The organism is Streptomyces sp. NPDC057137 (genome assembly GCF_042670825.1).
Taxonomy (GTDB): Bacteria; Actinomycetota; Actinomycetes; order Streptomycetales; family Streptomycetaceae; genus Streptomyces.
On record NZ_JBHUUW010000110.1, the window covers coordinates 1 to 16,529 of the forward strand.

Here is a 16,529-nt window from a genome sequence, read left to right on the forward strand (position 1 = left end):
CGGTTGAACCGGCCGGGCGCCCCTCTTCGTACGTACGCCTACCGCTACGCCGACTTCTCGTGGCGGCCGTCGTTCTTCACGATCCGCGGCTCGCGCGGGACCAGCGTCGGGTTCACGTTGTTGCGGACGACGTCCGCCGTGATGACCACGCGGGCCACGTCCTTGCGGGACGGGACCTCGTACATCACCGACTGGAGGACCTCCTCCAGGATCGCGCGCAGACCGCGCGCGCCCGTGCCGCGCAGGATCGCCTGGTCGGCGATGGCCTCAAGCGCCGGGAGGTCGAAGTCCAGCTCCACGCCGTCGAGTTCGAAGAGGCGCTGGTACTGCTTCACCAGCGCGTTGCGCGGCTCGACCAGGATCTTGAGGAGCGCTTCGCGGTCCAGGTTGTGCACCGACGTCAGGACCGGGAGACGGCCGATGAACTCGGGGATCATCCCGAACTTCACCAGGTCCTCCGGCATGACCTCCTGGAACTGGTCGCTCTCCTCGATCTCACGCTTGGAGCGGATCGTCGCGCCGAAGCCGATGCCCTTCGCGCCGGCCCGTGACTCGATGATCTTCTCCAGGCCCGCGAAGGCGCCGCCCACGATGAACAGCACGTTCGTCGTGTCGATCTGGATGAACTCCTGGTGCGGGTGCTTACGGCCGCCCTGCGGCGGGACCGAGGCCGTCGTGCCCTCCAGGATCTTCAGCAGGGCCTGCTGGACGCCCTCGCCGGAGACATCGCGGGTGATCGACGGGTTCTCGCTCTTGCGGGCGACCTTGTCGATCTCGTCGATGTAGATGATCCCGGTCTCGGCCTTCTTGACGTCGTAGTCGGCCGCCTGGATCAGCTTCAGCAGAATGTTCTCGACGTCCTCGCCGACATAGCCGGCCTCCGTCAGCGCCGTAGCGTCCGCGATCGCGAACGGTACGTTCAGCATCCGGGCCAGCGTCTGGGCGAGGAGCGTCTTGCCGGAGCCCGTGGGGCCCAGCAGCAGGATGTTGGACTTGGCGAGTTCGATCGCGTCGTCGCGGCTTCCGCCGCCGCCGTTCTCGCCGGCCTGCACGCGCTTGTAGTGGTTGTACACCGCTACCGAGAGGGCCTTCTTCGCGGGCGCCTGCCCGACGACGTAACCCTCGAGGAACTCGTAGATCTCCCGCGGCTTGGGCAGTTCCTCCCACCGCACCTCGGAGGTCTCGGCGAGCTCCTCCTCGATGATCTCATTGCAGAGGTCGATGCACTCGTCGCAGATATAGACCCCGGGACCTGCGATGAGCTTCTTCACCTGCTTCTGGCTCTTCCCGCAGAACGAGCACTTGAGCAGGTCGCCGCCATCACCGATGCGTGCCACGAGGTGCTTCCCCTTCGCCTGGGAGCAGCCTGGTTCAGCGGCTCCTGTGCCTCATACCCGACGGTACCTTGCCTGGCCCCCCGTTCGGGCCCCCCTTGGCACGGTTCACGTGGACGTGAGACCACGCACACCGCGCCAAGGGCACCGGACGGGTCAGGCCGCTGCCGCCGCCGTGGTCTTACGGGTCGACACGATCTGGTCGACCAGACCGTACGCCAGAGCGTCCTCGGCGGTCAGGATCTTGTCGCGCTCGATGTCGTCGCGGACCTTCTCGATCGGCGTCGTGGAGTGCTTGGCCAGCATGTCCTCGAGCTGCGCGCGCATGCGCAGGATCTCGTTGGCCGCAATCTCCAGGTCGGAGAGCTGCTCACGGCCGGTCTGGCTGGACGGCTGGTGGATCAGGACGCGCGCGTTCGGCAGGGCCAGGCGCTTGCCCGCCGTGCCGGCCGCGAGCAGGACCGCCGCCGCGGAGGCGGCCTGTCCCATGCAGACCGTCTGGATGTCCGGCTTCACGAACTGCATCGTGTCGTAGATGGCCGTGAGGGCCGTCATCGAGCCGCCGGGGCTGTTGATGTAGATCGAGATGTCACGGTCGGGGTCCATGGACTCCAGGCACAGCAGCTGCGCCATGACGTCGTTGGCCGACGCGTCGTCGATCTGGACACCGAGGAAGATCACGCGCTCCTCGAAGAGCTTCGCGTACGGGTCGTACTCGCGTACGCCCTGCGAGGTGCGCTCCACGAAGCGCGGGATGACATAGCGGTTGTCCACCTGAGGGCCGGTGTAGAGGCCGCTCGCAGAGGCGCCGGGGTAGTTGTTCATGTGGGTGTTCACCATCCTGGTGGCGTTCGATGGGCTGACGTGGCCGGTCCGGGGCGTGACTCTCGCCCTCAGGCGCCGGTGCCGCCGCCGCCCGGAACACCCGAAGCAGCGGAGATGATCTCGTCGATGATGCCGTAGGAGACGGCTTCCTCGGCGGTGAACCAGCGGTCGCGGTCACCGTCGCGGATGATGGTCTCTTCGGTCTGACCCGTGTGGCGGGCGGTGATCTCGGCCATGCGCTTCTTCGTACGGAGAAGCTGCTCGGCCTGGATCTTGATGTCGGAGGCGGTGCCGCCGAGGCCCGCGGAGCCCTGGTGCATGAGGATGTCGGTGTTGGGCAGCGCGAAGCGCTTGCCGGCGGTGCCGCCGGTCAGCAGGAACTGGCCCATGGAGGCCGCCATGCCCATGCCGATGGTCACCACGTCGTTCGGGATGTACTGCATGGTGTCGTAGACCGCCATGCCCGCCGTGACGGAACCACCGGGGCTGTTGATGTAGAGGTAGATGTCCTTCTCGGGCTCGGCCGCGAGGAGAAGGAGCTGCGCGGTGATCTTGTTGGCGATGTCGTCGTCGACCTGCTGGCCGAGGAAGATGATCCGCTCACCGAGCAGTCGGCTGTAGACCTGGTCGCCGAGGCCACCACCGAGGGACGGCTCACCGGCGGCGTAAGGCATCAGATTCGTCACGTATCCACCTGCTCGTCTCTGACGGCTTCGGCCGTCTCAGCGTCTTTCGTTCCGGGGGACGGGGGAGACCCCAGCCCTCGTATTCATGGACCCTAACGCGCTGGTCGGCGGGCGCCATCCCGCTTCCTGGACTGTTCGCTGGCAGCGCAAGGTAGTTGGGTCGTCGCAGGGGGCGGGGACGCACTCCGCGGGCCCGGCGGGGGAACGGGGCGGGCCCCGGGCGCGAGTCGCGTCCGGGGCCCGGAGATCCGGTCGAGCGGGGGCTCTCAGCCCTCGTTCTTCGCGTCCGCGGGGGCGTCGGCCTTGTCGGTCGTGTCGGCCTCGGCGGTCCCGTCGGTCGCGGCGGTCTCGTCGGAGGAGGCCTCGACGGCGTCGACCGTCTCGGCGGTCTCGTCCGTCTCGTCGTCCTCAAGGTCGACGACCTCACCGTTGGTGTCCGTCACCTTGGCGGACTCGACCACCACGGCGAGCGCCTTGCCGCGGGCGACCTCGCCGACGAGCATCGGCACCTGGCCGCCTTCGACGACGGCCTGCGCGAACTGGTCGGGCGACATGCCGGAGGACTGCGCGCGACGCATGAGGTGCTCGGTGAGCTCCTCCTGGTTCACGTTCAGCTTCTCCTTGTTGACCAGCTCGTCGAGGATGAACTGGGTCTTGATGCCCTTGACCGCCTGCTCCTTGGTCTCCTCGTCGAACTCCTCCTCCGTCTTGCCCTGGATCTCCAGGTACTTCGGAAGGTCGAGGCCCATCTGACCGAGCTGGTGGTGCTCCAGGTTGTGCTTACGGGTCTTGATCTCGTCCTCGAGAAGCTTCTCGGGGATCGGGACCTCGACCAGCTTCAGCAGCTCGTCGAGGACGCGCTCCTGGGCCTGGGTGGCCTGGTCGTACTGCTTCATGCTGCCGAGGCGCTTGCGGCTGTCCGCCTTCAGCTCGTCCAGGGTGTCGAACTCGCTGGCCATCTGCGCGAACTCGTCGTCCAGGTCGGGCAGCTCGCGGGCGGCGACCTGGCTGACCTTGACGGCGACCTCGGCGTCCTTGCCCTCGGCGGTGCCGCCCTTGAGCTGAGAGGTGAAGGTGGCCTCGCCACCGGCCTCCAGGCCGGTCACGGCCTCGTCGATGCCTTCGAGCAGCTCGCCGGAGCCGATGGTGTACTGCACGTCACTCGCGACGCCGTCCTCCAGGACCTCGCCGTCGACCTTGGCCTCAAGGTCGATCGTGACGACGTCACCCTCGGCGGCGGCGCGCTCCACGGTGTTGGTGGAGGCGAAGCGCTCACGCAGCTCGTCGACGGACTTGTCGACGTCCTCGTCGGACACGTCGACCGCGTCGACAGTGACCTCGATGCCGGAGTAGTCCGGGATCTCGATGACGGGACGGATGTCGACCTCGGCGGTGAAGGACAGCAGCTCGCCGTCCTTCAGCTCCTTGATGTCGACCTCGGGCTGCCCGAGGACATTGAGCTCACCCTCGTTGACGGCCTCCGTGTAGAACTTCGGAAGGGCGTCGTTGACGGCCTCCTCCAGCACAGCTCCACGGCCGAACCGCTGGTCGATGACGCGGGCCGGGATCTTGCCCTTGCGGAAGCCCTTCACCGTGACCTGCTCGTTGATCTTCTTGTACGCCGCGTCGAGGCTGTCCTTGAGCTCCTCGAAGGGCACCTCGACAGTGAGCCGAACCCGGGTCGGGTTCAGGGTCTCCACGGCGCTCTTCACGGTTCGGTCTCCTTGGTGGCTGATTCTGGGGTTCTGCCGCCCGCCGTGACTCCGGCGGACCAGCGGATTCGGCCCGGTTCTTCACAGTCTCTTCAGACACACGGGCACGCAGCTTGCATAGTAGCCGCAAGCAGGATGAGGCCCACAACGCGATCATGAACAGGCACGTGTACTGATGGTCGGGGTGGCCGGATTCGAACCGACGACCTTCCGCTCCCAAAGCGGACGCGCTACCAAGCTGCGCCACACCCCGTCGGTGCGACACGTAGGGTACATGCCCGCGAGCGGTGCGCCGGACCTATTAACCGGCGAAGATGTGGTGTGCGTGGGACGCCACCGACCCGCTACGATGTTTCCCGTGCCGCGGTCCACGAGACCTGCGGCGCGTGCGGGCGTAGCTCAATGGTAGAGCCCTAGTCTTCCAAACTAGCTACGCGGGTTCGATTCCCGTCGCCCGCTCCGTATGACACAGGGCCAGGCCGGAGGTTCATCCTCCGGACTGGCCCTGAGTCGTTTCCCTGCCGCGACGTCAGATTTTGACCTTCGTTCCCTCGGGGACCTGGAAGCAAGCGGAGCCGAGAGCGACGGAGATCATGGACGGATCCTCACTGCGCCCCCGTCGGTCCAGTAGCGTGATGGTCAAGGAGAACTTCTTCTTCGCAGCGTCCGCGGTGAGTTCGAGGCTTTTCGCCCGACTGGAGTCTGGACCGTAACGGTCGATCTTCCAACCGTACTCGGGGAGCTCACCCTTGAGTCGCTCCATCGCCTTTCCCATGTCCTCGACGGGTACATCGTAAAGGCTCCACACATGCCCCACCGAGTAGAACTTCTCGAAATCCCGGTCACCGCACGGCGTAACCATGGGGCCGGCGTCAGAGGTTTTTCCGGGTAGGTCGATGATGCTCTTGACCTGGTCGGAGAAGGTCGCGGCGTCGGCTCGTGCAGCGTCCACTTCTCGTGTCTCAGGCGTTTCATCGGATCCAAGCATTCCTGAACATCCCGTAAGTGCGGCGATCATTGATATTGCGAGCAGGGTTTTCGCGGGACGCCTAGTCAAGCTTCACCTCGTCGTATTTCCCAGTGATGACGGCAGCCTGGTTTATAAGACTGAGGGAGTCATTTTTCCAGTAGCCGCTGTGGTCCACGGTGTCGGTACGCATGATGTTGGCGCCGAATTCGCGATCGGTGGGGACGTTGTTGTCACCCCCGAGACCGACCAGGCGCCCCCCTGTGGGCACTTGATCCACGCTCAAGGAACCCGCCATCGCCCATACGTGCCCTCTATCCACGTCCAGGTTGTCCGCATGGCCCGTCTGCATGCCGGGGCTACCTGCGACCACGATGTCGTCGGTGGCGAGGTCACCCTGTTTTTGACGCCTCGCCGATGGCCGTGCTGCCGTAACTGTGTCCGACGATCGTGGTGTGGCTGCTGTCGGGGCCGCCCTGAGCTTCCTGGACGCCGCTCATGAACTGGTTGAGAGCAGGGGCCGCTTTCTGGGCGTATTCGGGGTCGGTGGCCTCCGGAATAAAGTCACCATCCTTGATCGGGACAGCGGACCTGGGGGTGTCGTAGTCGAGCCAGGTGATAGTGGAAATCTCTTTCTCAGGGGCGAGCCGCTGACTCGATGCCCAAAGAGTCTCGCCCCGTGCGAGGTCACCACCAACATTGGAAAGGCCGGCTCCGGTCCCCGGCACATACACCGCCGTATGGTCAGCCGTATCCGGGTTGCCGTTGGCGATGATGACGCGGCCGTCGCCCGCCCCTGCGGGGTCGAAACCCAGAAGATAGGCCTGAGGAAGACGTGGTTCACCGGGTTGTGGGGATGTACCGGTGCGGTCGAAGCGTTCCTCGATCTGCCCCATGCCCTTGAGGGATCCTTCCAAGAACTTGATCCGCTCCTCCCCACCGGTCTTTTCCTCCCACTCGTCGTACGCATCTGTGGTGCTGGACGTCGGAGGCTGGTACTTCATGGGCATCTTCGGGAACGAGTCGAGTTCCACTTGGAACTTGGCCCTCTTCTCCTCCAGTGCCGTGCGGTTGGCATCGTCGCGGACATCGCTCGGCAGTCCGTCGAGTGCGCCCACCGAGGCGGGATGGAGCGCAACGTATCCGGCCCGTTCGTCGGCAGTGAGCCCTCGCCACCATGTGGCGTTCTCCGCAGGGGACTTGCCGTCCGGTAGGTCGCTCGCGTTGAGGTGGCCGCCCGAGGCCTTCCGCAACCCGAGGGTGTCGTTGTGGACATCGGCCCAGTCCTTGTCGGACACAGTGAGGTCGTTGTGAGCCTTCAGACGCTCCAGCTGCGGGGCCCATTTCTGGTCGGCTTTCGTCGCATCACCGAGCGCGTCACCGATACGGTCGGCGAAGCCCTGGGCCTTCGTACGCTTGAAGTCCGCGTCTTCCTTGACCTCACCGAACGTCGCTTCCCAGTGGACCGATCCGTCGGGCCGGACCGTGAAGCCCGCACCGACCGCGTCGTCCATCGCGTCGGTCAGCTTCCTCTGCGCCGACCGCAATTCGGCGGCGAAGCCGTTCAGCGCCACGCCCTTCAACTGGCCACCGCGCATCTGAACCATGGTCTGGCCGGTGATGCGGTCCTTGGCCGCCTGGGCAGCATTGCCGACGGCCTGATAGCCGTCGGCGGCCTGCTCGAACTCGGCCGGCTTCACATCCCGCAACGTGGTGAGACTCGTCATGACGCGTCATCGCCTCCCGGTCGACGGATGGCCGCCGCGGGCGGGTGGCACCGCGTCCTCGGGCTTGGTCACCTGCTGGTTGAACGCCTCCGTGATCGCCTGGTCGTTCTTGTAGAGGTCGTTGCCCGCATGTCGCAACTTCCCCGCCACTTCGGCGCATTCGCGACCGACCAGGTCCAGGTAGCGCCCCGTATCCCCGTATGCCGTCGTCACTCGTCCAGAGGCGGCGGGGGTTCGTCGGCCGCCGAACGAGCTACGTCACGATCACAACGTTCGCGTTCCGGCGCAGCAAGACGGCTCGCCCAGGGAGGGGCGAGCCGTCTCACGCGGTGCCTGGCGTCGAGCGCCGCTAGAAGTTGATCTGGTTGATCGTCTCCGCTATCGAGTCCAGGAACCTGTTCACCGACGGCGCCATGTCCGTGGATGCCAGGAAGAAGCCGAACAGGACCGCGACGACGGCCGGGCCGCCCTTCAGGGAGCCGCCGCGGATCAGTACCACGAGGACGATCGCCAACAGCAGCACCACAGACAGTGAAATGGCCACAACTGATCACACCCTCGGTCGGTCCGCCTTGCCGGCCGCGGGAGCTCACGGCCTCGCACATACCCGCTGCCTCCATCGTGCCACCAACCGCCCCTCAGGTGTGGGTCCGTGACCAATCATCGAGGTAAGGATCGCGCCAATCGGCCGACGGGTGTGCCGGCTGGACGACCGGTTGGGGCCGGGGCGGGCGGATAAACGCGGACGTCAATTCCGCGTGATCGTTTCGCTGTATACACAGCTCCTTCACAGCCAATTATGAGGTGAACCCAAGACGCCTACCCCGGGAATTCACTCGCAGTCACATCGAGGGCAACACCCTGCCGATATGCCCTATTTAAGGGGGATTAACAGGGGCATATCAACTGGTGGGCGACTGTTTCGGTGTCCAACACCCCACTTTCCCAGGAGGTTTTACTCAGCGCATTGTGCGGCGCTAGGCTTAATCAGATGTCCCACGCTCCGCACGGATATGAGAGGGCCCCGCTCCCCCGCACGCGGGAGTTGGATCCCGTCCCCCCAACGGCACCGACCGCATCGGCCGCTGTGGCCGAAACCCCTGTACGGACCCCTCAGGATTCCGCGAAGTCGACGCCCCCCACGGCCAAGACGTCCACGAAGCGAGACGCGTTCTTCGACAACGCGAAGTACCTGGCCATCGTGCTGGTGGCCATGGGCCACGCCTGGGAGCCCGTGATGGAGGGCAGCCGGGCGACGAAGGCGATCTACATGGTCGTCTACTCGTTCCACATGCCGGCCTTCATCATCATCTCCGGCTACTTCTCCCGGAGTTACACCGGCCGCCCGCACCAGATCAGACGTCTGCTGACCGGTATCGCCGTCCCGTACATCGTCTTCGAGGTGGCGTACTCGCTGTTCAAGCGGGTCACGAACGATCCGGGCCACCCGATCAGTCTGCTCGACCCCTGGTATCTCACCTGGTTCCTGGCCGCGTTGTTCATCTGGCGGCTGACCACCCCGATCTGGCTGTCGCTGCGCCATCCCCTGCCGATCGCCCTCGGTATCGCCGCGCTCGCCTCCTTCACGCCGAACATCGGCGCGGACCTCAACCTCCAGCGCGTACTGCAGTTCCTGCCGCTCTTCGTCCTGGGGCTCGTACTCAAGCCCGAGCACTTCCAGTTGGTCCGCCGGCGTGAGGTCAGGCTGCTGGCCGTGCCGGTCTTCGCGGGCGCGCTCGTCTTCGCGTACTGGGCGGCCGTCCGGATGGAGAACGCGTGGTTCTACCACAACAGCGCCGCGCAGGATCAGGGGGCGCCGTGGTGGATCGGCATCGTCATGACCTTCGCGCTGTTCGGTACCTCGGTGGTGCTGACGGCGGCGTTCCTGGCGTGGGTGCCGCGCCGCAAGATGTGGTTCACGGCCCTCGGCGCGGGCACGATCTGCGGCTATCTGCTGCACGGTTTCCTGGTCAAGGGCGCGATCTACAGCGGGATCTTCGACACCAACGCCTGGCTGACCGAGCCGGCCGGCCGGGTCTTCCTGACGCTGCTCGCGGGTGTCGCGATGACGCTGCTGTGCACACCGCCGGTACGCCGGTTCTTCCGCTTCGCGATGGAGCCGGAGATGGCGTGGGCCTTCCGGCGGGACCCGGCGCGGGAGTCGGCGTCACGGGCATCCGCCCCACAGACGTCGGCGCGGGCGTCGGCGCGGGAGTCGGCGTCACGCGCGGGGCAGGCCAAGTAGCCGCCGTACCTCCGCGTACTTCTCGGTGAGCCTGATCCGGGTCGCCTCGTCCAGCACGGCGAGGCGGCCCGGATCCGCGTTGTGCGCCAGATCCGACTCCTTGACGAGCAGCGCGCCCGGTGTGGCCAGAATGCGGCGGGTGTACGTGACGGTGTCCTCGCCCTTCACCTTCGTCACCGCCAGGACCATGGCCTTGACCGCCTCCGGCAGCGCCGCCGCGTCGAGCCAAGCGCGGGAGAGCGCGTCGTCCTCGACGGAGTCGTGCAGCCAGGCCGCCGCGATCTGCTCGTCCGAGCCGCCCCGCGCCCTGACCCCGTCGGCGACCGCCTGAAGGTGCTCCGCATACGGCCGGCCCGCCTTGTCGGTCTGGGCGGCGTGGGCCTCGCGGGCGATGAACTCCACCTCGGCCAGGCTGAGATACGTCATGTGTCCAACTCCATGGGTAGGCCAAAAGTTGCAGGGTAAATCGTTTGGTAAACTAATTACTGACGCTTCCTTGACGCGCCCTTGACTTGATGGAGGAACGGTCCCATCGGACACGCAGACACGCTCATAGCCATGGGCGGCGCCTTCCTCGCCGCCGCTTTCCTCGCCCGCCTCGGCAGCCGGATCGAGCTGCCGACGATCCCGCTGTTCATCCTGGCCGGAATCCTGCTCGGCCCGCACACGCCCGGCATCGTGCTCGTCTCCGACCCGCACGAGCTGGAGATGCTGTCGGCACTCGGCCTCGTACTGCTGCTCTTCTACCTCGGTCTCGAATTCCATCTGGACGATCTGAAGGCCGGCGGCCGCAAGATGGCCCTCGCCGGCGGCGCCTATCTCGCGCTGAACGTGGGCGCCGGGCTCGGCTTCGGCTTCGCGCTGGGGTGGGGCACGTCCGAGGCGCTGGTCCTCGCCGGTGTGCTCGGTATCTCCTCGTCCGCGATCGTCACGAAGATCCTGGTCGACCTGGGCCGGATCGGGAATCCCGAGACGAAACCGATCCTCGGGATCATCGTCGTCGAGGACATCTTCCTGGCGCTCTACCTGGCCGCGCTCCAGCCGATCCTGTCCGGCGCCGACAGTCTCTCCGCCGCGCTGGCCGACGGCGGGAAGGCGTTCGGATTCCTGCTGCTGCTGGCCCTCGCCGCCCGCTTCGGCAAGAAGGTCATCGGCCGCCTCATCAACACGAAGGACGACGAGCTGCTCGTCATCTCCTTCCTGGGCGCCGCGGTCTTCATGGCCGGGGTCTCCGAGTGGTTCGGGGTCGCGGACGCGATCGGCGCGTTCATGGTCGGTCTGATGCTGGGCAGTACGACCTCCGGAGACCGGATCCGCACGCTCGTACACCCACTGCGGGACGCGTTCGGCGCCATCTTCTTCTTCGCCTTCGGGCTGTCCATCAACCCGGGCGACCTGCCGACGGTGCTGTGGCCGGTGCTGGCCGCCGTCGCCGTGACGCTGACGATGAACATCCTGGCCGGGCTGGTCGCCGCCCGCGTCTACCGCTTCGGGTCCGGTCCCGCCGCGAACATCGCGACGACCCTGGTCGCGCGCGGCGAGTTCGCCCTGATCCTCGCGACGATGGCGGCGGGCGCGGCACTGGACGAGCGCCTGGCCCCGTTCATCGCGGGCTACGTCCTGATCCTCGCGGTCCTCGGCCCCCTGGCGGCGGCCAAGTCGCACTGGCTGGCACGGGTGTTGCCGGGCCGGGGTCGTGACGGGGATGGTGGCCCCTCCGGCGGTGACGTCTCGGACGGTGCGCTGTCGCTCGCGAAGACGTCGGGCGCCTGAACCGCGACGGGGGTCGGCGGCGTCCGCAGGCCGACCCCCAGCCGGCCCGCTCAACCCTTCGTGTCGCAAAGGGAGTTGGACCTAGCGTGCGATCATGCAGCCAACCACGCTCCTACGCCCCCTACTCATCGCCGTCCTCGCCCTGGCACTGGTGCCGCTCTGGCCGACACCGGCCCAGGCCGGCACCGGTGGCAACACCCGTGTCACGCTCACCGCGGACAGCGACATACCGCGCGGAGCCACGGTCGAACTACTCAGACAGACGCTGACACTCGCCGCCGGTGAGAAGCGGCACCTGCGCAGCCGCCTTGAAGCCACCAGCTCGACGACCGGAATCGTCGGCCTGACCAACCGGGTGAAATGCGTGAACGCCGCCGGCACGACGGTGCCCGTCATCGCGGCCTCGGCCCGTAACCACGAGGGCTACGACACGGCCACGTACGCGACACCGGGCCATCTGCCCCTCTTCGCGGACCTGCTCCTCACCGCACCGGCCGCCGGCGTCTACACCTGCTTCCTGTACGGCTCCGCCTACTCGACCCTCCCCGGCACGTACCATCTGACGGCCGTGGCGAAGGGCACCTGGCTGGAAGTCAGCACCACCGATCAGGTCGGCGCCCGATGGTGGCAGAACCCCTCGTGCGAGAGCGCCGACACGGCCAAGGCCTGTACGTACGTCGGCACTGCCCCGGCCCGGTCCGACGCGTGGGTGTTCTACGACGACGGGACCCCGGCGTACCAGTGGCGGGCGCAGCAGAACGCGACCGCGGTCTCGGCGCAGGCGAATGTCGAACTGACCACGTGCCCAAAGGGAACGGCCTCGTGCGCGGCCTCCATGCAGGCGCATCCGCGCGGCGAGAACGCGGTGGTGGACACGCGCTTCGAGTTCGTCCAGCTCGACGCCACCGACCACGCCTGCCGCACGCACAGCACGGCCGCGCGTAAGACCGTGACCGACGACGCCCACCACTCGGTCGCGTACTTCGCGCTGGCCGACCTGCCGGTGGACCCCGGCTGCGGAAGCCGCGAGTTCATCATGCGGGTCTACGTGAAGCACGTGTCGGGCCAGACGGTGAAGATCGACGGGGTGCAGGGCGGGCTCACCTCGCTGACCAACGGCATCGCGTTCAACCACCTGCCCGGCTAGGTCCTGTCCGGTCAGGAGCAGGAGACCGGCGAGTGCGATCGCCGTGCGCGGGTCCGTTGCGGTGGCCAGCAGGCCCCACAGGGCGGTCAGGGCCGCGATGGAGGTCTTGCCCGTGATCGACCACGCCGACAACGTACGGACCATCCGGACCTTCGGGATCTGTTCGAGGCGGTACGTGGCGTAGAGCGGGTTGAACACGCCGATGCAGGTGATCAGTCCCAGCTGGACGGTGATGACGAGTGCCATCCCGCCGAGGCCGGGCCCGCCGAAGACCAGGGCGAGCGGCCAGCACGCGCGCAGCGTGCCCGCGACGCGTATGACGCGGTGGCGGCCGAACCGGTCGACCCGGGGCTGGGCGAGGCGCGCGCCGATGATGCCGCCGACGCAGGGCGCCGCGAAGGCGACGGCGTACTGCCAGGGGGCGAACCCGAGCGGGCCGAGCATCAGGACGGCCAGCACGGGCGCGGGCGCCATGATCAGGCCGTTGACGAGGACCGTGTTGAGGAACAGCGGGCGCAGATCCCGGTGGCGCAGGATGTACCGCCATCCTTCGAGCAGGTCGGCGGCGCGGAACCGCCGCTGCTCGGTGCGCACCGGGCGCGGCTCCTGGCCGCCGATCGCGATCCCGCTGGCCGGCGGGCCGAGGACGGTGGCGGTCCAGGTCGTGGACTCCAGCCGGTCGTTCGCGACGAGCAGGCCCTCGGGGCGTACGAGCGCCTTCAGACAGGCGCCGCTCGCCGCCGTGAAGATGATGTCGGCCACGGCCACGACGACCGGCACGAGGAGGAGTTGGCCGAAGCCGAGCACGCCGAGGGCGTACGCGACGGGGACGGTCATCAGCGCGGCGAAGCGGATCAGGTCCATCGCCACCATCACGGACCGTTTACGGCGGAACTCCACCCACAGCCCGAGCGGCACGGCGACCGCCGCGCCGACCGTGAGCCCCGCGGCGGCCAGCAGGGACACCTGGGCGGGACCGGCGTGCAGGACGAGGATCGCGATGAGGGTGAACGCGTCGAAGGCGAGCCGGGTCCCGAACGCGCCGGCCGCGGAGGCCGCCCACAACCACGCGAAGGGCCGCCCCAGGGACCGCGTGGGCCGTTTCACCGGATCCACCCGCGCCAGGCCCTGTCCGGACAAGGGCGCCTAGGGCCTGTCTTCAAAGTAGCGCCGTCCGCCCGTAGGGCGGGGCCCGCGCCCGCTGCGGAGCGGCTGATGTCTCGTTGGTGCGGTGCATCGCAAGGCGGAGGATCGGCCTCGTACCGGGCGTACTCGGCCGACTCCGACAACGCAGGGGGCACCCCCGTGGCCCCCTCGGGGCCTACGGGGGAGAGGTGCCGTCCAGGCGCCGCGGGCCAGGCGGGACTTTGAAGACACCCCCTAGGGGGTGTCTTGTCGATCAGGCCGGATCAGGGAGCGGGGTCTGGTGCGTGCGATCGCAAGGCGGAGGAGGGAGGCATGGCGGAGCCATGCCGACCGACGACAACGCGGCGAGCGTGCGTGCCAGGGACCGCGAGCCCGGCAAGATCGGCCAGACACCCCCTAGCCCTGGCGGCAGATCAGCAGCAGCGCCCTGTCGTCGTTCACGTGCTTCGCGACCGCCTCGATCAGGTGCCAGGCCGCCCCCTCGAAGCCCGCCGCGACATAGCGGTCGGCCTCGCCCGAGAGGCGGTCGATGCCCTCGCTCAGGTCGCGGCCCGACGCCTCGACCAGGCCGTCCGTGAACAGCATCAGTACGTCGCCCGGCAGCAGTGAGCCCTTCACCGGGTCGAACTCCGCGCGGTCGTAGACCCCGAGGAGCGGGCCCTCGGCCGCCATCTCCTCCCAGCGGCCGCTGCCCGCGTGCAGTTGGAGCGCGGGCAGGTGGCCGGCCGACAGCAGTTCGTAGTCGCCGGACTCGAGGTCCAGGACGAGATGGATGGAGGTCGCGAAGCCCTCGTCCCAGTCCTGGCGGAGCAGATAGCCGTTGGCGGCCGGCAGGAAGCCGTGCGGCGGGAGCGAGCCGAGCAGGCCGCCGAACGCGCCGGACAGCAGCAGCGCGCGGGAGCCCGCGTCCATGCCCTTGCCGGAGACGTCCGTGAGGACGACTTCGAGCGTGCGGCCCCCGTTGGTGCGGGCCGCGACGACGAAGTCGCCGGAGAAGGACTGGCCGCCGGCCGGCCGCAGCGCCATCTCGCGGTGCCAGCCCTTCGGCAGGTGCGGCAGGGCGCTCTGGACCCGGATGCGTTCGCGCAGGTCGAAGAGCATCGTGCCGCCGCGCCGCCACGGAACGCCGACGCGGGCCCGGAACTGGGCGATGAGCAGCCCGAAGAGGCCGCAGGCCGCCACCACGAGGACGGTGCCCGGCGTGACCGTGGCCGGCCCCTGGTCGTACGGGCCGAGGACGAGCGATTCGACGATCAGGGCGGTGGCACCGGCCGCGTACAGAGTGAGCAGGCTGGAGGGCCGCAGGACAAGTCCCCCGGCGACGATCGGCAGGACCAGCGCGGACGGCGAGAACCACACGGGGTTAGCCATGGTGGCGAGGGCGATTCCCGGGATGGTCAGGAGCAGTCCGACGAGTGCGATCCAGTCCGAGCCGTCGCCACGGAAGTAGTCGACACCGGACTTGCGCACGGCGTTGCGGACCCGGTGCAGCGACTTGCGCATCCGGGCCGTGTACGAATCCGCTTTCGCGCCACTGGCCATTGTCGTTGGACCTTATCCATCAGCGGGCCCGGCGTGCAGGGGGACCCCTGTGACATTGCGTTCGATATCGGGTCGCCTCGACCACCCGCGTCCTGGTACTGATGGCATATGACCACAGACTTGCGAGTACTCGAAGCCTCCGACTGGGACCGCTGGTTCGGGACGTTGGAGAGAGCATTCGGCGGTGGCCTCACCAACTCCGCCGAGGAGCGCGAGGTGTGGCGCTCCGTGACCGAGTACGAACGGTCCGTCGGGGTCTGGGACGGCGACGAGTGCGTGGGGACCGCGGGGGCCTACACCTTCGGGCTCACGGTGCCCGGCGGCGGCGTGGTGTCCGCGGCGGGCGTCACGATGGTGAGCGTGGCGGCGACGCACCGGCGGCGCGGGATCCTCACCTCCATGATGCGGCGGCAGTTGGACGACGTCCGCTCGTGGGGGCAGCCGGTCGCGCTGCTGACCGCGTCGGAGCCCGAGATCTACGGCCGGTTCGGATACGGCGTCGGCGCACGGCAGTTGAGCGTCGAGATCGACACGTCGCGCGTCTCGGTCAGGGTGCCACCGGCCGACGAAGGCACCGACTGCACCGACGCGGGGGTACGGCTGCGCTACGTCGCGGTGGACGACGCGCGCGAGCCGATCGAGTCGGTGTACGCGCGCCTGGTCGCGAGCCGCCCCGGCATGCTGGAGCGCCGGCCCGGCTGGGACCGGAAGCTGCTGATCGATCCGCCGGAGGGGCGCGAGGGCGCCTCCGCGCTCGAGTGCGTACTGGCGCGGCGCGGCGAGGGCGACGACGCCGAGACGGTGGGGTACGTGCTGTACCGCATCAAGCCCACGTGGGGTTCGGGGGCCGTCCCTCAGGGCACGGTCGTGGTCGACCAGGTGGCGGCCCTGGACCCGGTGACGTACGCCACGCTGTGGCGCTTCCTCGCCGAGATCGATCTCACATCGACGGTGAGCGCGTCGAGCCTGCCGGTGGACGATCCGATCCAGTTCCTGGTGTCCGACGTCCGGCGCTCCGACCTCGCGGTGCGGGACTCGCTGCACGTACGCCTGGTGGAGGTGGGCGCGGCGCTCGCGGCGCGTGCCTATCAGGCGCCGGTGGACCTGGTGTTCGAGGTGGACGACGCCTTCTGCCCCTGGAACGAGGGGCGTTGGCGGCTGACCGGTGACGAGAAGGGCGCGTCCTGCGAGCGGACGGCGGATGCGGCCGATCTGTCGCTCTCCGTACGGGAGTTGGCCACGATGTATCTGGGCGACGTCTCGCCGGCCGCGCTGGCGCGGGCGGGGCTCGTACGCGAACTGCGCCCCGGCGCGCTGACGGAGGCATCGGTCGCCTTCACCTCGCCGGTGGCGCCGTGGCTGCCGCACGGCTTCTGAGGGTCGTGGGCCGGGGACGTTGACCGGGTTGCGCGGCTCGTGGGCCGC

Annotated in this window: 15 protein-coding genes, 2 tRNA genes and 1 pseudogene; 5 read left to right on the top strand and 13 right to left on the bottom strand. The window is 68.0% G+C overall.

Translation table 11 applies throughout. The annotated features are described in order from the left end of the window. Positions 1-44 precede the first annotated feature (44 nt). The 5 genes from clpX to ACFT9I_RS38740 all read right to left on the bottom strand — a co-directional run bounded on the left by clpX (position 45) and on the right by ACFT9I_RS38740 (position 4,810). Positions 45-1,337, bottom strand: a complete 1,293-nt coding sequence (gene clpX / locus ACFT9I_RS38720) for an ATP-dependent Clp protease ATP-binding subunit ClpX (RefSeq protein ID WP_382572314.1) — start codon at positions 1,335-1,337, stop codon at positions 45-47. 153 nt (positions 1,338-1,490) lie between these two features. After that, on the bottom strand, positions 1,491-2,174 hold the full coding sequence (locus ACFT9I_RS38725) for an ATP-dependent Clp protease proteolytic subunit (protein WP_382572316.1): 684 nt from the start codon (positions 2,172-2,174) through the stop codon (positions 1,491-1,493). A 53-nt stretch (positions 2,175-2,227) separates the two neighbouring features. Next, positions 2,228-2,833, bottom strand: a complete 606-nt coding sequence (locus ACFT9I_RS38730; RefSeq protein ID WP_031231653.1) for an ATP-dependent Clp protease proteolytic subunit — start codon at positions 2,831-2,833, stop codon at positions 2,228-2,230. A gap of 278 nt (positions 2,834-3,111) precedes the next feature. Further along, positions 3,112-4,557, bottom strand: a complete 1,446-nt coding sequence (gene tig, locus ACFT9I_RS38735; protein ID WP_382572318.1) for a trigger factor — start codon at positions 4,555-4,557, stop codon at positions 3,112-3,114. A 176-nt stretch (positions 4,558-4,733) separates the two neighbouring features. Continuing rightward, positions 4,734-4,810: transfer RNA gene (locus ACFT9I_RS38740), tRNA-Pro, on the bottom strand. A 135-nt stretch (positions 4,811-4,945) separates the two neighbouring features. Here ACFT9I_RS38740 and ACFT9I_RS38745 point away from each other — a divergent pair. After that, a tRNA-Gly gene (locus tag ACFT9I_RS38745) sits at positions 4,946-5,016 on the top strand. A 70-nt stretch (positions 5,017-5,086) separates the two neighbouring features. Here ACFT9I_RS38745 and ACFT9I_RS38750 read toward each other — a convergent pair. The 5 genes from ACFT9I_RS38750 to ACFT9I_RS38770 all read right to left on the bottom strand — a co-directional run bounded on the left by ACFT9I_RS38750 (position 5,087) and on the right by ACFT9I_RS38770 (position 7,795). Then, complete coding sequence (locus tag ACFT9I_RS38750) at positions 5,087-5,509, bottom strand: hypothetical protein (RefSeq protein ID WP_382572320.1); 423 nt, start codon at positions 5,507-5,509, stop codon at positions 5,087-5,089. Between the two features lie 97 nt (positions 5,510-5,606). Continuing rightward, positions 5,607-5,897, bottom strand: a complete 291-nt coding sequence (locus ACFT9I_RS38755) for an alpha/beta hydrolase (RefSeq protein WP_382572322.1) — start codon at positions 5,895-5,897, stop codon at positions 5,607-5,609. A 19-nt stretch (positions 5,898-5,916) separates the two neighbouring features. Continuing rightward, on the bottom strand, positions 5,917-7,251 hold the full coding sequence (locus ACFT9I_RS38760; protein WP_382572323.1) for an alpha/beta hydrolase: 1,335 nt from the start codon (positions 7,249-7,251) through the stop codon (positions 5,917-5,919). Between the two features lie 6 nt (positions 7,252-7,257). Then, a complete protein-coding gene (locus tag ACFT9I_RS38765) occupies positions 7,258-7,464 on the bottom strand; it encodes a hypothetical protein (protein ID WP_382572325.1) in 207 nt (68 codons plus the stop codon). 136 nt (positions 7,465-7,600) lie between these two features. Continuing rightward, positions 7,601-7,795, bottom strand: a complete 195-nt coding sequence (locus tag ACFT9I_RS38770; protein WP_354603385.1) for a hypothetical protein — start codon at positions 7,793-7,795, stop codon at positions 7,601-7,603. 447 nt (positions 7,796-8,242) lie between these two features. Between ACFT9I_RS38770 and ACFT9I_RS38775 the strand changes: the two genes are divergently transcribed. Continuing rightward, positions 8,243-9,496, top strand: coding sequence for an acyltransferase family protein (locus ACFT9I_RS38775; protein WP_382572326.1), 1,254 nt, complete (start codon positions 8,243-8,245; stop codon positions 9,494-9,496). On the opposite strand, the gene ACFT9I_RS38780 is transcribed toward ACFT9I_RS38775, so the two are convergent. Then, the gene (locus ACFT9I_RS38780; RefSeq protein ID WP_382572328.1) at positions 9,473-9,922 is read right to left on the bottom strand and encodes an HD domain-containing protein; all 450 of its coding nucleotides are present in this window, start codon (positions 9,920-9,922) and stop codon (positions 9,473-9,475) included. The two genes, ACFT9I_RS38775 and ACFT9I_RS38780, sit on opposite strands and share 24 nt — an antisense overlap. Positions 9,923-10,054: 132 nt before the next feature. Between ACFT9I_RS38780 and ACFT9I_RS38785 the strand changes: the two genes are divergently transcribed. Next, positions 10,055-11,269 (top strand): cation:proton antiporter, encoded by a 1,215-nt coding sequence (locus ACFT9I_RS38785; RefSeq protein WP_382572329.1) that lies wholly within the window; start codon positions 10,055-10,057, stop codon positions 11,267-11,269. Positions 11,270-11,363: 94 nt separating this feature from the next. Next, positions 11,364-12,416 (top strand): hypothetical protein, encoded by a 1,053-nt coding sequence (locus tag ACFT9I_RS38790; RefSeq protein ID WP_382572331.1) that lies wholly within the window; start codon positions 11,364-11,366, stop codon positions 12,414-12,416. Positions 12,417-12,428: 12 nt separating this feature from the next. Here the strand turns inward: ACFT9I_RS38790 and ACFT9I_RS38795 are convergent. Beyond that, positions 12,429-13,523 (bottom strand): annotated as a pseudogene (locus ACFT9I_RS38795) (MFS transporter); the annotation flags it as partial. Positions 13,524-13,958: 435 nt separating this feature from the next. Further along, the gene (locus tag ACFT9I_RS38800) at positions 13,959-15,104 is read right to left on the bottom strand and encodes a PP2C family protein-serine/threonine phosphatase (protein ID WP_382572332.1); all 1,146 of its coding nucleotides are present in this window, start codon (positions 15,102-15,104) and stop codon (positions 13,959-13,961) included. A 108-nt stretch (positions 15,105-15,212) separates the two neighbouring features. On the opposite strand from ACFT9I_RS38800, the gene ACFT9I_RS38805 reads away from it, so the two are divergent. After that, positions 15,213-16,481, top strand: coding sequence for a GNAT family N-acetyltransferase (locus ACFT9I_RS38805; RefSeq protein WP_382572333.1), 1,269 nt, complete (start codon positions 15,213-15,215; stop codon positions 16,479-16,481). Positions 16,482-16,529: the final 48 nt, after the last annotated feature.

Coding starts and splice junctions, on each gene's coding strand:
- ACFT9I_RS38725 (WP_382572316.1), bottom strand. CDS start 2,174: ATGGTGAACACCCACATGAACAACTACCCCGGCGCCTCTGCGAGCGGC.
- ACFT9I_RS38730 (WP_031231653.1), bottom strand. CDS start 2,833: ATGCCTTACGCCGCCGGTGAGCCGTCCCTCGGTGGTGGCCTCGGCGAC.
- ACFT9I_RS38760 (WP_382572323.1), bottom strand. CDS start 7,251: ATGACGAGTCTCACCACGTTGCGGGATGTGAAGCCGGCCGAGTTCGAG.
- ACFT9I_RS38775 (WP_382572326.1), top strand. CDS start 8,243: ATGTCCCACGCTCCGCACGGATATGAGAGGGCCCCGCTCCCCCGCACG.
- ACFT9I_RS38780 (WP_382572328.1), bottom strand. CDS start 9,922: ATGACGTATCTCAGCCTGGCCGAGGTGGAGTTCATCGCCCGCGAGGCC.
- ACFT9I_RS38785 (WP_382572329.1), top strand. CDS start 10,055: ATGGGCGGCGCCTTCCTCGCCGCCGCTTTCCTCGCCCGCCTCGGCAGC.
- ACFT9I_RS38790 (WP_382572331.1), top strand. CDS start 11,364: ATGCAGCCAACCACGCTCCTACGCCCCCTACTCATCGCCGTCCTCGCC.
- ACFT9I_RS38800 (WP_382572332.1), bottom strand. CDS start 15,104: ATGGCCAGTGGCGCGAAAGCGGATTCGTACACGGCCCGGATGCGCAAG.
- ACFT9I_RS38805 (WP_382572333.1), top strand. CDS start 15,213: ATGACCACAGACTTGCGAGTACTCGAAGCCTCCGACTGGGACCGCTGG.